11 protein-coding genes are annotated in these 14654 nt (G+C 66.2%); 2 read left to right on the top strand and 9 right to left on the bottom strand.

Annotation, left to right across the window (positions count from 1 at the left end; genetic code table 11):
- The coding region (locus GSQ89_RS10675) for a hypothetical protein (RefSeq protein ID WP_158924838.1) at positions 1-693 on the top strand (693 nt) is incomplete at its 5' end.
- Here the strand turns inward: GSQ89_RS10675 and GSQ89_RS10670 are convergent.
- Both GSQ89_RS10670 and GSQ89_RS10665 read right to left on the bottom strand, forming a co-directional pair.
- Positions 602-1549 (bottom strand): hypothetical protein, encoded by a 948-nt coding sequence (locus GSQ89_RS10670; protein WP_158924836.1) that lies wholly within the window; start codon positions 1547-1549, stop codon positions 602-604. The genes GSQ89_RS10675 and GSQ89_RS10670 overlap by 92 nt on opposite strands.
- Positions 1550-1958: 409 nt before the next feature.
- Positions 1959-3422, bottom strand: a complete 1464-nt coding sequence (locus GSQ89_RS10665; protein WP_158924834.1) for a winged helix-turn-helix domain-containing protein — start codon at positions 3420-3422, stop codon at positions 1959-1961.
- 138 nt (positions 3423-3560) lie between these two features.
- On the opposite strand from GSQ89_RS10665, the gene GSQ89_RS10660 reads away from it, so the two are divergent.
- Entirely contained in the window at positions 3561-5210 is a 1650-nt protein-coding gene (locus tag GSQ89_RS10660) for an AMP-binding protein (protein WP_158924832.1), read from the top strand.
- Between the two features lie 264 nt (positions 5211-5474).
- On the opposite strand, the gene GSQ89_RS10655 is transcribed toward GSQ89_RS10660, so the two are convergent.
- From GSQ89_RS10655 to GSQ89_RS10625, 7 genes are all read right to left on the bottom strand, one after another.
- Positions 5475-5951, bottom strand: coding sequence for a GNAT family N-acetyltransferase (locus GSQ89_RS10655; protein WP_216856107.1), 477 nt, complete (start codon positions 5949-5951; stop codon positions 5475-5477).
- 17 nt (positions 5952-5968) lie between these two features.
- Positions 5969-6292 (bottom strand): rhodanese-like domain-containing protein, encoded by a 324-nt coding sequence (locus GSQ89_RS10650; RefSeq protein ID WP_254073158.1) that lies wholly within the window; start codon positions 6290-6292, stop codon positions 5969-5971.
- Positions 6293-6549: 257 nt separating this feature from the next.
- The gene (locus GSQ89_RS10645) at positions 6550-6666 is read right to left on the bottom strand and encodes a DUF2474 domain-containing protein (RefSeq protein ID WP_158924830.1); all 117 of its coding nucleotides are present in this window, start codon (positions 6664-6666) and stop codon (positions 6550-6552) included.
- Positions 6666-7688, bottom strand: a complete 1023-nt coding sequence (cydB, locus tag GSQ89_RS10640; RefSeq protein ID WP_158924828.1) for a cytochrome d ubiquinol oxidase subunit II — start codon at positions 7686-7688, stop codon at positions 6666-6668. Before cydB ends, GSQ89_RS10645 begins: the two co-directional genes overlap by 1 nt.
- A 2-nt stretch (positions 7689-7690) precedes the next feature.
- On the bottom strand, positions 7691-9109 hold the full coding sequence (locus tag GSQ89_RS10635) for a cytochrome ubiquinol oxidase subunit I (RefSeq protein ID WP_158924825.1): 1419 nt from the start codon (positions 9107-9109) through the stop codon (positions 7691-7693).
- Positions 9110-9225: 116 nt separating this feature from the next.
- Positions 9226-11313: a hypothetical protein gene (locus GSQ89_RS10630; RefSeq protein WP_158924823.1), complete on the bottom strand. Its 2088-nt coding sequence runs from the start codon at positions 11311-11313 to the stop codon at positions 9226-9228.
- A 658-nt stretch (positions 11314-11971) separates the two neighbouring features.
- On the bottom strand, positions 11972-14654 hold a 2683-nt coding region (locus GSQ89_RS10625; RefSeq protein WP_158924821.1), incomplete at its 5' end, for a DUF4159 domain-containing protein.

Below are 14654 nucleotides of genomic sequence, written 5' to 3'. Positions count from 1 at the left end.
GCCCCGCCGGCCCCGCCGGCCCCGGCGGTGCCGGCGTTGTCGGTGGCGGCCCAGGTTGCCGCGCTGCCTTGCTCGACCGTGACCGTGCTGACCGAGGGGACGTCCGGCGTCACCTCATTCCAGGGCATTATCGGGTCGGGCGCGCCTCGCGATACACTGAATGCGATTGTCGCCCGTATGTCGCCGTCGGCGGTCAATGTTGCGGTGCAGACGTTTCCACGGACCGAATTGTCGTGCCGGTTGGCGGACCTTGTGCGCGCCAACGCGGGCGGCGGCGGTGCCAGGTTGTCGTCGATTGGCGGGCAAACGACCCTGGTAACGGGGGAAGAAATCAGGCTGCGCCTGAACATGCCGGACTTCGACGGCGAGGTGCGGCTGGACGACCTGAGCAGCGACGGTCAGGTCAGTCATCTGATGGAGGCGAATCTTGGCGCTCCGCCGCGGTATCACGCCGGCGCGCTGGTTGGGCTCGGGCGTGGCGGCGACGATCTGGTCGGGCGGGTCAGTCCGCCTTATGGGACCGACATCGTGGTTGCCATCGTTTCTTCAAAGTCGCTGTTCCCGGTGCGGCGGCCGGTGGAGGAGGACGGGGTCAAATTCATCAATGAACTGGAGGCAGCCATGGCCGCCCTTCGCCAGGCAGGGGGACATGTGGCGGCGGATGCCCTGGTGCTGACGACGGCTCAGCGCTGATTTCCGGCGGAGCGGTGGTGGCCGGGACGATGGGGGCGACGGCCAGGGCGCTTGCCTTGAGCCAAGGTTCGGGAATGGTGTTGACGAAGGTGCCGCGCAGGGTGGCTTCGCGGGTCGGGTCGATGCCGACCATTGCGGGCATGAAATAGCGTGGATCCCGGGTGTGGATCAGGTAGGCCTGGCCTTCGTTGGCCATCAGGTCCTCGTCCTTGGTGTCGTAACCGTCCTTGCCGAGGAAGGCTGTCATCGCGGCCCGTTCGGTGTCGTTGAGCATGGTGGTCCAGAAGCGCTGGGTCAGGTCGACATAGGCGGGGTCGGTGAAATAGACGGCGTGCGACAGTTCGTGGCGGAAGATTGTGGTGCGGGACGCGGCATCGATGACGCCGGTGATGCCGGGGATGGAGATCAGCGCGCCATTGGCCTTGGGGGCGAGCCAGCCTGCGTGGTCCAGGGTGTCGCGCAGCCAGGTTTCCTGGGGGTTGAGCGGGATTTTCTCGTCGGCGGCAAGTTGGAAGAAGCGGGCGAGATCGGCGGCGCGGTAGTCATGGCCGTAGTAGTAGGCGTCCGGGTCGCCGCCGGCGGCACGGATGTGGGCATCGAGTTCCGGTTCGGTGACGACCCGGTCGCGGGGCATGTCGGCTTTTTCGATCAGGGCCGCGATGCGGTTGAGCATCTGGGCCTGGTCGTGGAGGTTGGGAAAATCGAGGACGAGGACGTCGGGGTCTTCCTGAAGGTGGAAGAGGGTGGGGGTGGTGCCTCGGTGGGCGTCGATTTCGGGGATCGTGGCGGTTTGGATGGGGATCTGGAGGGCAGGCGTTGGTGTCGATTGTGTCGCGGGCGTTGCCCGTGCGGGCAACGGATGAACCGTTACCTGCCGTGACGGGGAGGGCCTTAGTAACAGAAAAACCGAGCTGCCAACTGTCAAGACCGCTATGGCCGAGACGATGCCGACCCAAAGCCGATACCTGAACGGAGCATTCATCTCCCAGCGGTTCGGCGGCGTAAGTCAACCGATCCGCCAGATGGGGGGACCGCAGCAAAACGCGCAGGTTGTCGCTTGCCAGGCACGATTCGCTCCCTTCCCAAGATTGCGTTCACTATGATGGGTTCGCGGCAGCGGCATCAACCCCGCATCGATCGGCATCCGCTCCGCCCGTCGGCGATCTGGTATTGGACAAGGTGGTGGCGGGAGGTTGGGGTCACCAGACGATTTGTTCAAAATCGTACGCCAACGACTTTTGGCAGACCTCATGCGCAAACGACGTCTAAGGCGCACGCCAGCCGGCTTTGCGCAGGCCATCGAGCATGTGCTCGTGGTTCTCCAGCCGAAACCAGGACGGGCGTTTGCGGACGTATCCCAGAAATGATTGGCGGGAGACAGCTTGCGCCTGGCGGAGAGCGTCACGGGCCTCTTGCTTTTGGCCAAGCTGCGCGAGTGCGGCGGCAAGCCATCGGTGTGTGAGTGGGTAGGCCGGATAGCGTGCAATCCCAGCCTGCGCCGCCATTACAGCCTGCTTATATTCTCGATCATAATAATATGAGATGACTGTCTGCGAAACGGTGATCCCTTCGTGGACATCGTGTGGCGCGATCCGCTGCGCCTGGAGCAGCAGGGAACGGCCCTCAGAGGGGTAACCAGCATAGAGCTTCACCAGGCCGCCGACGCTCCGCGCCCACGCGAGGTCCTCAGCCTGTGCCATGGCGAGCGATGTCTGGTCCCAGGCGGCGCGGATATCTCCGGTCACGAAGGTCAACATTCCCTGAGTCGCCCGCACTGTCGCGTCCTCGGGGTCCAGTCGGACTGCGGTATTTGCCATCGCCATGGCACGAGCCAGGGAGTCGCTGCCGGGCGCGAAATCATAGATGAAGCCGTCGTAGAGATACGTCATCGCCAGAGCGGCGTGGCCAGCTGCAAAGGCCGGATCGGCTTCGATCGCGCGCTGAAACAGGCGCCGTGCCTCGGCATTATCGGCGGGTGTGCAACGCCAGCTGTGCCAAAGCCCTCGCTGGTATAGGCGCCAGGGTCCAAATGCCTCGACTGCGCCGTGCAGGGCATGCCGGCGCTCCGCGGCGGCAATCGCTTGCTCCGCGGCGCGGGCGATTTCCCGGGCGAGGCTGGGCTGCAACGCGGCAAGCTCGTCTCGATGACGGTCGAAACGGGTCGACCAGATGTGCGCCGTGATGTCCCGATCGATCAACCGGATGTGGATCAGCACCCGGTCACCTTCGGTGCGTATGCTCCCGTAGAGCCGATAGCGTGTCTGCCCGTCTGGCCCGGCTGCGATCAGAACCGCGCGACGTCGGATCAGATCCGTCATCACCTCCTCGGTCAGGCTCTCGGCAAGGGCGCGTCCGGCCGCGGTGTCCGGGACCGGCGCCACCGGCTGCACCTCCAGCATGGGCCGGTCTGCGGTTGCCTCAGGGGGGACAGCGGAGACGAGCACATAGCCGCGCCTAGGCAGTGTGCGGATCAATGTGTTGGCGTCAGCGCCGAGGACGCGTCGGATGTCTCGCACGCACTGGACGATGCTCTCGTCGGTGGCAGTGGTCTCAGGCCACACCGTGCTGGCGATTTCGTCATGGCTTAGCAGCCGGTCCGGGTTCCGCGCCAGGAGCTGCAACAGCGCAAAGGACTTGGGACGCAATGCGACCGCACCGTCTGGCCCGAGCAACAGGCCACGCGGGATATCGAGGGTAAACCGACCAAATCGGTAGGTCGCGCCCGGCATTTTATCCGCTCCCCAATACAGAGATCTCGACCGCAATTTCCTTATACCAATTTCAGAGGTCTTTCATTTGCATTTCAGGCAAAGTGCTTCAGTTCCTGCTCTGATACGCCACGACCATCGACCTGGGGAGGCGGATCAATGCAGGAATGGCAGACGGATTGGGCTATCCAACTCGACGCGGCACGGGCGACGGCCATGAGGCGAAGTGGCGCCTGGCATGACAAAGTGCTGACGGAATTCTTCCAGCCGCACGCTGCCGCACATCCGGAACGGACAGCCATCGTGGCCTCGCGCGGCGACACCGGAGAAATCATCCGCGTCTCCTATGCCCAGCTTGCCCACGCGGCTGACAAGATCGCCCACGGCCTGCATGCACTCGGTATCCGACGGGGGGACATCGTCTCTTTCCAACTTCCGAACTGGTGGGAATTTCTGGCGGTCGTCCTCGGCTGCATCAGGATCGGGGCTGTGACCCACCCCATCATGCCGGTGTTGCGACACCGGGAGCTCGCCTTCATGGCGAGGCTTACCGGGACGCGCGTACTCATCGTCCCGGAGCGGTTCCGCGGTTTCGATTTCGAGGCGATGGCGCACGAGGTGGCGGCGGAGGTGCCAACCTTGCGGCATGTCTTCGCGGTCGGGACTGCCGAGAGTTCCTTCACACGGCACTTCCTCGACCCGGATCGGGACGCCGGCGCGCAGGCAACACAGCACCCCGCGCCGGACGACCTCATGCAGCTCATTTTTACCTCCGGCACAACCGGGGAACCGAAGGGGGTCATGCACACGGCGAATACGATGTTCGCCAATGTCGTCCCCTTCGCCGCTCGGATGGGCCTCACGGCGAGTGACGTGGGCTTCTCCCCGACGCCGCTTGCGCACCAGCTCGGCTATCTGTTCGGCGTGCTGACCCCGCTGATGCTGGGCGGCACCATAGTTCTCCAGGACATCTGGGACCCGGCGACGGCGGCACGACTGATCGAAGCGGAGCGGGTCACCTATTGCATGGGCGCGACACCCTTTCTCAACGACCTCGCGCACTACGAAGGTATTGCCGGACGCGATGTGCGCTCGCTCCGCTACTTCATCTCGGGCGGTGCGCCAATTCCGGCGGCGTTGGTGCGGACCGCGACGGCGCGGATCGGATGCAAGGTGATCGCGATCTGGGGCATGACCGAGGTCAGTGCGGTAACCACCGTGCTGCCGGACGACCCACCCGAGCGGGCGTGCGAGTCGGATGGGATCGCCATGCCGCACAGCGAAGTGCAGGTGGTGGACGAGGTCGGGAACGAGCTGCCGCGCGGCCAGTCCGGTCGGTTGCTGACGCGGGGTGCAACACAGTTCGTCGGCTACTTCAAGCGTCCGCGGTTCTACACGGTGAATGCGGACGGCTGGCTCGACACCGGCGACCTCGCGCGGATGGATGGCGCGGGCTACATCCGGATTACCGGGCGGGCGAAGGACATCATCATCCGCGGCGGAGAAAACATCCCTGTGGTGGAGATCGAAGCTCTGTTGTGCGGTCACGCCGCCGTTCAGATGGCAGCGATCGTGGCGATGCCGGACCCGCGTCTGGGTGAGCGGGCCTGCGCCTTCGTGCTGCCACGGCTGGGACAGACCCTCACGTTCGACGAAATGCGCCATTTCCTGGAGGCACAGCGGGTCGCGCCTGCTTACTTGCCAGAACGCCTGGTGCTGTTGGACGCGATGCCGATGACCCCGTCCGGGAAGGTGCAGAAGTTTGTCTTGCGAGAGCAGGCACGGGCGTTGGTGCGGGAAGGCGGCTGATGACACGACTGTTGGCTCTGGGCCCTTTCGCTTTGCTGTATTTCACAAACGTTCGTTTGTGCATGGATTGGGAGCAAGTCGGACTTCCACCATTTTTTGCTTTCAGAACCCTCTTTCAAAATCGCGGCCAAAGGCAATGGCGATCTGCATGGCCCGTTAGCGTACGATTTTGAACAGATCGTGTGGTGACCCCAGGTTCGGGCCGGCGATTGGTTCCCGCTGAGCATCCCGCACAGAACGGTACCGGTATTTCCGCATGCGGCTTTAAGTATCGGATCCCTCGCCGATGGCTTTTTCAAAGAACAGGCTGATCGGCGATGCCTCGTATGACCCGAATGGTCCACGCTCCCGATACCCGGCCTTGCGATACAGGGATTGCCCGTCTGTGTTCCGGATGCCTACTTCCATTTGGATCAGGCGAATTTTACGGGTGACGGCCGCTGCTTCCACCGCCCGCAACAGGGATCGGCCGACGCCATGCTGCCTGAATCCGAGGTTAACGATCATACGTTTCAACTCGGCGGTGCCATCATGCCCGTCGATCAGGGCGCAGCATCCCATGGCGATGCGCTCATCGGTGCGGGCAACGAAAACCGAGATGCCGGGCACAGCTAATGTCTCCGGATCCAACGGCCGGCGATACGCGTTCGGGTAAAGTGAGGCTGCCACCGCATCGGATAGCTGAAGAAGCGAAGCGATCTCGGCTTGGCGGGGATTCTCTTCCTGAACGCTGATCGCCATGATTCACCTCGGGACCATCAAGGATCGGGTTCGATACCACTGGCGAATGGGAAACCTTCGTCCGCCCACCCCGTAAGGCGGCCGATCATGACTTTCACGGTACGTCCTAATCGGGCGAGCTTCAAGGCCGCCTGATCGGCGCCGTTGCAGTGCGGGCCGGCGCAATAGACGACGAACAGGGTATCCCCCGGCCACAACACGGCGACACGCTCCGCGGTGATCAGGCCGTGAGGCAGATGACAGCCGCCAGGAATGTGCCGCGCCGCATAAGCGGCCGGCGAGCCGACGACGTGTAGAAGAACGAAATCCGACTGACCAGAATCGAAACGCCAAGACGCCAAGAATGCGTGCCTGTGGACTCGCCAGTGCCCCAGCGGTCGACAGCGATCGGGCAAGCTGTGTTAAGAGGTGCCTGTGTTGTTGGCACAGTTTCCCTTGGCGTTTCTTGGCGTCTTGGCGTTTCGCCTTTTCCTTGACCAATCCGCGGCGCTGCGGTCATGCCCATGACGGTGAAACAGAACCGGTCAATAAGGAGTCACGCCGGTTGGCATCAATCGGGACGCTCTTCTGCCGTACAAACGGACGGCGGGCGGGATTGCTATCCGGTCAGCCCGGCCATGCTCATCAGGCCGCGCATCAGCAGCGCGGCCACGCCCAGGGCCAGTACGCTCGCCGACCAGATAGCGACCAGCCACAGGACCCGGCGGGCCCACATCAGTGATAGCCTTCGCCTTCGCGGACCTTGCCGCGGAACACGTAGTAGGCCCAGCCGGTGTAGGCCAGGATGATCGGGACGATCAGCAGGGCGCCGACCAGCGCGAATCCCTGGCTCTGCGGCGGCGCGGCGGCGGCTCGGAACGACACGCCGGGTGGGATGATGTTCGGCCACAGGCTGATCGCCAGGCCGCTGTAGCCCAGGAACAGCAGGAACAGCGCCAGCAGGAATGGCCCGGCGTGGGGCACCTTGCCGTCCGAGCCACCGGTCAGCAGCCGCATCAACTGCCAGCTTGTGGCCAGCACCAGGATCGGCACCGGCGCGAAATAGAAGATGTCGGGCACCGAGAACCAGCGCCGAGCGATGGCGGCGTGCGCCAGGGGAGTCCACAGGCTGACGATGCCGATCCCGACCAGCAGCACCGGCACGATCCGCTTGGCATAGAGGATCATGCGGCCTTGCAGCGCGCCCTCGGTCTTCATCGTCAGCCAGGTGCTGCCCAGCAGCGCGTAGGCGACGATCACGCCGATCCCGGTGAACACGCTGAACGGCGTCAACCAATCCAGCGCGCCGCCGTCGTAGGATGGGCCGGTGACCGTGAAGCCGTCGATGAAGGCGCCCAGCGCGGCGCCCTGGAAGAACGCCGCCGTGTAAGAACCGCCGGCGAAGGCGACGTCCCAGAACGGCCGGTGCGATTCGTCGGCCTTGAAGCGGAACTCGAACGCGACGCCGCGCAGGATCAGGCCCATCAGCATCAGCACGACTGGGATGTAGAGCGCGCTCAGCAGGACCGAGTAGGCCAGGGGGAAGGCGGCCAGCAGGCCGGCGCCACCGAGGACCAGCCAGGTCTCATTGCCGTCCCACACCGGGGCGACGGTGTTGACCATCAGGTCACGGTCGCTGCGGAGCGGCACGAACGGGAACAGGATGCCGATGCCCAGGTCGAAGCCGTCCATCACCACGTACATCATCAGGCCGAAGGCGATGATCAGGATCCAGATCAGCGGCAGGTCGATGCCCATCGTCATGTCCTCCCGCTGGTGGGTGTCGGATCGATATCAGGCGCCGCGGACAAAGGCCGAGCGGGGCGGAGATGGGGGTCGTCGGTGGAGGGGATGGGTGGGCTGCGTAACGGCTCCTGTGCCACCACTTTCAGCAGGTAGGAAATGCCGGTGCCGAACACTGCGCAGTACATCACGACGAAGATCACCAGGCTGACACTCATCGCCAGGGCGGAGTGGTGGGACACCGCGTCGGAGGTCCGCATCACGCCGTAGACGATCCAGGGCTGGCGGCCGATTTCCGTCGTCATCCAGCCGGCGAGCAGCGCGATCAGGCCGGCGGGTCCCATCGCCACGGCGAAGCGGAGGAACAGGCGCTGGTGGTACAGTTGCCCTCGCCAGCGGAACCAGGCGCCGCCGAGACCCAGCAGCAGCATCAGCATTCCCAGGCCGACCATGACTCGGAAGGTCCAGAAGATGATCGTTGAATCTGGCCGATTGGGGCCGGGGAAGTCATCCAGGCCGGGGAATTGGCCGTCCCAGCTGTGAGTCAGAATCAGGCTGCCTAGATGCGGGATTTCTACCGCGTCCAGGGTTTTCTGGTCGGCCATGTCGGGCCAGCCGAACAGGATCAGCGGTACGGCCTCGCCGGGGGTGTTGGCCCAGTGGCCCTCCATCGCGGCGATCTTGGCCGGTTGATATTGTAGCGTGTTGCGGCCCTGCTGGTCGCCGGCGAGGATCTGGATCGGCGCGGTGATCAAGATCATCCACATCGCCATGGAGAACATGGTCCGCACCCGCGGGTTGTCGCGGTGCTTCAGCAGGTGCCACGCGCCGGCGGCGCTGACGAACAGGGCGGTCGCCAGGTAGGCGGCCAGTCCCATATGCACCAGCCGGTAGGGGAAGGACGGGTTGAAGATCACTTTCAGCCAGTCGGTGGGGACGACGCGGCCGTCGATGATCTCGTAGCCTTGCGGGGTTTGCATCCAACTGTTGGAGGCGAGGATCCAGGTCATCGACACGATGGTGCCGGCCGCCACCATCACCGTGGCGAAGAAATGCAGGCCGGGGCCGACCTTGGTCCAGCCGAACAGCATGACGCCGAGGAAGCCGGCCTCGAGGAAGAACGCGGTCAGCACTTCGTAGGCGAGCAGGGGGCCGGTGACGCCGCCGGCGAAGGTGGAAAAGCCGCTCCAGTTGGTGCCGAATTCGTAGGCCATGACCAGGCCGGAGACGACGCCCATGCCGAAGTTCACGGCGAAGGCTTTGGACCAGAAATGATACAGGTCGATGTAGACCGGGTTCTTCCGCAGCAGCCACAGCCCTTCCAGCACCGCGAGGTAACTGCCCAGGCCGATGGTGATGGCGGGGAAGATGATGTGGAAGGAGATGGTGAAGCCGAATTGGGTGCGGGCCAGCAGCAGCGGATCAAGGTGCGACATCGGCGTCCTTTGCTCCCCCCAAGGGATCGACCCCTAAAAGATCGATCGAGGATTTGCTCCCAATCCCGGCGGTCGACAACGCCCCCATATGGGGGGCTGGTCAGCGCGTGGCGATCCTACCGTCCCTCCCGCCGCCATGCCAGGATCAGCAGTCCGATCATCATCGGCAGCGACAGCCATCCGGGCAGCAGTTCCAGCGCCGCGACGCCGGTCACCACGTGGTCATGGCGACGTTGCAGGCCGATCCATGCGCTGCCCGAGGCCGACCGGTCGTCCTCGGTGCGGCGCAGTTCCGGCACGCCGCCGGCGCCCAGCCAATGAACGCCGCCGTCGGATGCCCTGGCCAGCGGTCCGGCCACGGTGGCGGTCGCCCGCAGATCGGCCAGCTCCGGCGGGTTGGCCGCACCGGCGGCGGCGTAAGCGGATCGTGCGCCTTGGGTCACTTGCCACACGCCCGGCACTGGCGCTGCCCGCTCCGCCGTGGCGCGTCCTGGGGAGTCCTCGTGCAGCTTCACCGTTTCCTTCTTGCCGTCCGGATCGGTGACCACGACGTCCGCCGGTGGGCCGGCATCGGTGGAGCGGCTTTCGATCCGCAGCCGCCCGTCGGTGACACGCGCGGTGAGGGCGTTTTCCTCGAGTTCGGGTTCTTTCATCAGCCAGTGGGCGATCCGGCGCAGCAGTTCGGCCTGCGGGCCGCCGCTTTCGTGGCCGCGCGACCACAGCCAGATCTGGTCGGACAGCAGCAGGGCGGAGCGGCCTTCGCCAACATGGTCCAGCGCCAGCAGGGGCTGGCCGTCGGGCGTACGCAGCAGGACCTCGCCGTTGATTGGACCGGGCTCGATCCGGCGATACCAGGACGCCCAGGTCGGGGCCTTGCCGTCGTCGCCGGGCGGATTGGCGCCCAGCAGGCCCTCGGTCACCGGATGCCGCTGGCCCAGATCGGTGACCCAGGGTTGGAACTTGCCATCGACGACGGCGTTGCCGGAGGCCGGACCGCCGGGCAGCACGGAACCGAGCGGGGTGGACGCCAGGCTGGTGGCACCGGTGAACTCCGGCCCGACGCTCATCAGCAGCGCGCCGCCCTGGCGCACGCGGCTGGCGATGTTCGCCAGATAGGGCAACGGCAACAGGCCCCGGTTCTGGAACCGGTCGAGGATGATCAGGTCGAATTCGCCGATCTTGTCGACGAACAGCTCACGCACCGGAAAGGCGATCAGGGCCAGTTCGTTCAGCGGCGTCCGGTCGTCCTTTTCGGGCGGCCGCAGGATGGTGAAATGCACCAGATCGACCGACGGATCGGCTTTCAGCAGGCGGCGCCAGGTGCGTTCGCCGGGATGCGGTTCGCCCGAGATCAGCAGGACCCGCAACCGGTCGCGCACGCCGTTGATTTCAACGACGGCGCGGTTGTTCAGTTGCGAGACCTCGCCGGGTAGCGGGCTGGCGGCCATCTCGATCACCGTCGGGCCGGCCCTGGTGATCGGGACCTCGATGCGTTCCTCAATGCCTACCGGCACGCTTTCGGTGCGGAACAGTTGGCCGTCGCGGCGGACGGTCAGGGTGGCGGGGCCGGTGCGGCCGCTGGTGCCGAGGTCGTCGATGGCGACGCGCAGGGTGACGGATTTGCCGACGATGCCGTAGCCGGGTGCCTCGATGACACGCAGACGGCGGTCGGTTTCCTCGCCTTTTCCGGTCAGCAGCAGGTTCAGCGGGGCGCCGCTGGGCGCGGCCTTCGGCACGTCGTGGATCTGCCCGTCGGTGATGGCGATAGTGCCGGCGAGGCGGGAGCGCGGGATGTCGGCCAGCGCGCGATCGACCTCGGCGAACAGTTGTGTACCGGCGTTGCCGGATTCCGGGACGGTGACGGTGCGCAATTCCAGGTCGGGGAAGCGGGCGGCCTGGGCCTGGATCGACTGGCGGGCGGCGTCGGCTAGTTGGGTTCGGTTGCCGACCTGCATAGACGCCGACTGATCGACCACCAGCAGGCCGATGTCGCGCAGCGATTCGCGGGTTTCCTGCACCAGGCGGGGGCCGGCCAGCCATAGCAGCAGCACGGCGAAGGCGGCCAGGCGCAAAAGCGTGCCTTGGGCGCGCCGCCAGAGGCCCAGGCCGACCAACGCCAGCGACAGTACGCCGAGGGCGACCAGCAGCCACACCGGCAGCAGCGGATCGAAGTGGATCGCGGCGATGACCTGTTCGGGGCGCATCAGATCGGGAACACGCTTTGTCTACCGTCCGGGCTGGGGATGGTGGAGTCGCTGACATCAACCCACGTCGCGGCCAGCTTTTGGTTCCTCGTGGCCCGGCGCCAGGTCGGGCCCTCTGCTTTGCCTAAGTCATCGACCGCCCGGCCTGTGCCGAAAGTGGCGGCCGACCTGGGGGTGGAAGCACAGGATTCCAAACGCAGATGCACGCGGATCAGCAGGGATGCACGCAAATGAGCGTCCATCTCCGGAAGAGGAACACTGCAAGCCGCGGAGCGGGGAAGGCGGATCGGTTTGTCCCGGATGGTCATACGGGCGCTTTGATCTTCGTGCATCCCTACTGATCCGCGTTCATCTGCGTTAAAATTCTTTGCAGTCGGATCGGCTTGGACCGATCGTTGGGCGCTTTCCGGCAACGATCGCCGCCGGTGCCGGGTCAGATGGCCCGGACTGACGCCGGGCCATGACGAGGTTGGTGTATCGACGCCGATGCAAACTGGCGTTTTGCCGGCATGGCCCCCGCCAGGCGGCCCGGGCATGCCGGACCATGACGAGGTTGGTGTATCGACGCCGATGCAAACTGGCGTTTTGCCCGCATGGCCCCCGTCAGGCGGCCCGGGCATGCCAGGCCATGACGCGTGCGGGAAGCGATGGGACCGCATCACTGGCCCAGCCGTTGCAGGATGGCTGGCACGTGGACCTGGTCGCCCTTGTAGTTGCCGGTCAACGCATACATCACCAGATTGACCCCGAAACGATACGCCGTGATGCGCTGGCGCTGGCCGCCGGGGATCACCGCATAGGGATTGCTGCCGTCGGGATTCATCGCCCAGGCGGCGGCCCAGTCGTTGCCGCCGATGATCACCGGGCTGACGCTGTCATTGGTGCGGTCCTGGTCGCGCTGCACCCACACCGTGTCGCCGGTGAAACGGCCGGGGAAATCCGACAGCAGGTAGAATGCGTGCGACAACACGTGTTCACCGGTCAGCGGCGCCAGAGGCGGCACGATCAGGCTGCGGGCGATGCGTTTCAGCGCGTCCTCGGTGCCCGGCGCGAAGCCGGCGCCCGATCCGGAATCGCGTGTGTCAATCAGGATAATTCCGCCGCGGCTCATGTAGTCGTTCAGCGCGGCGGCCTGTTGGGCGGTCAGGTCGGGGGCGTCGGCGGTGATCGGCCAATACAACAGTGGATACAGGCTGAGGTCGGTCTGGCCGGGCTGCACGCCGTCGGGTTCGTACAGCGTCGCGGCTGTGCGGGCGTTGACGTATTCCGACAATCCCTCCAGCCCGGCCTTGGCGACGGTGTCCACGCGGGAATCGCCGGACAGGATGTAGCCGAGCCGGGTGGCGATCGCGGGGTTGGGGTTGCTGTCCAGGGCGTGCGCGGCCGGGGAGGCCAGTATCAGCAGCGCAACGGCGGCGGCCGAGATGCGGGGCCGCAGCAGTCCGCGCAGTGCCAGGGAGATCAGCATGTCGATCGCCAGCAGCACAACCGCAAGCGCCAGCAGCGGCGGTCCCAAAGCGCGTTCACGGGCCGATCCGTGGACGGTTTCCAGGGTAGCGCCGGCGATCGGTGGAGCGGGTTCGGGGGCGGCGAGATTGGTGGACAGGTTCAGCACCTGACGGCTGCTCTCCGGTCCATACAATCCGGGCGGGTGGCGTGGCGACACCGGGGTGGAGGCAAATTTATCGGCACGCAGTCCCGTGGCGGATGGCGGCGGCGGCGTCAGCAGGCCGAACCCGTCCAGGGTCTGGGCGGGCGCCAGTGTGGCGTTGCCCGGCGGGCTGGCGACACCGACGGACAGTTGCACCAGCCGCCGCATCATGTCGACGAACAGGCCGGACAGCGGCAGGTTGGACCAGTCGGCGTTGGCGGTGACGTGGAACAGCACGACACGGCCGGCGCCCTCGGGTATTTCGGTTACCAGCGGCGTGCCGTCCTCCAACGCCGCCCAGGTGCGTCCGGCCAGGTCGGCGCTGGGTTCGGCCAGCACCTGACGGGTGATCTTCACGTCATCCGGCGCCGTCAGACCGGCGAAGGGTGAGGTGGCGGGGAATGGGGCGAGGCCGGCCGGCTGGCTCCATGACATCGCGCCACCGAGTTGGCGATCGCCGGCCAGCAGGCGCACCGGCAGCAGTGTATCGGTGTCGTTGTTGGCGGCTTCGGCGGTGCGCGGGCCGGCGAAGCGGATCAACAGCCCGCCTTTGCGCACCCAGGCGGTCAGGGCGTCGCGTTCGGGGCCGGCCTGAAGTGGGCGGTCGGCCAGGACCAGGACGGAGATGTCGCGCTTCAGCAGTGTGTCGGTATCGCCTTCGCGGAGTTCGGTGAACGGTCCGAGCGCGCGCTTGAGGAAGTAGATGGAGCCGGTGAACGGCGTGTCGGCGGTGGACAGGTCGCCGGCCAGCAGGCCGACGGGGCGGCGGCGCCAGCGTTCGTCCAGCAGCACAACAGATCCGGCGCTGGGCGGCCCGTCCAGCACCAGCCGGGTCAGCCGGTTGCGCAGTTCCGGCGGCAGCGGGATGGGCGCCGAGGCGACCGACGCGCCGGCCGGCACCGTGACGTCGGTGCGCGCCAGGGTGCGGCCGTCGCCGCTCTGGGCCAGCACGCTTGCCTGGGTGGGTGTGGCTCGCGGGGCCTGGGAGACGTGGACGACGAGGCTGTCGGCCTCGCTGGTGGGGGGCAGCAGCAGCGAGGCAGATGCCGTGTCGCAGCAGATTTCGGTCACAGGGCCGGTAGCGCGAAGGGCGGCGGCGAAGCGGTCGAAATCCAGGCCGTCGGTCAGGCCGTCCGGCACGTAGATCACCGAGGCGTCGGTGTTGCCGTTGCTGCGCCACTTCTGCATCGCGTCGGCCGCGGCGGCTCGGTCCGACGGCCAGGGACGCGGCTGCATCGGGGCGAGGCGGGCGCGCAGGTCGGCCACCGGCATGGTGGCGGACACCGCGATCGGGGCGCCGGTGTCGTCTTCCGCGGTGGTCAGCAGAGCCGCCTTGCGGCCGGCCCGTTCGGCTCGGTCCAGAAGGGCGCCGGCGGCTTCCTTGCGGCGGATCCAGTCGCTCGCCGAGGCCCAGCCGTTGTCCATCACCAGCAGGACGGGGCCTTTGCCGGCGAGGACGGTCCCGGCGTCCAGCACTGGGCGGGCGAGGGCGACGATCACCAGCGCGGCGGCCAGCAGGCGGAACGCGAGCAGCCACCAGGGGGTGCGGGCGGGGGTTTCTTCCGTAGCGTTCAGGCCGAGGAGGAAGCGGACGGCGGGGAAGATTTCGGAGCGTGGGGCCGGAGGGGTGACGCGGAGAAGCCACCACAGCAGCGGCAGGACCAACAGGCCGGCGAGGACCCAGGGGGCG

The sequence above is a fragment of the Acidisphaera sp. S103 genome (genome assembly GCF_009765975.1).
GTDB lineage: Bacteria > Pseudomonadota > Alphaproteobacteria > Acetobacterales > Acetobacteraceae > Rhodopila.
This window is presented reverse-complemented; position numbering and strand designations above follow the sequence as displayed.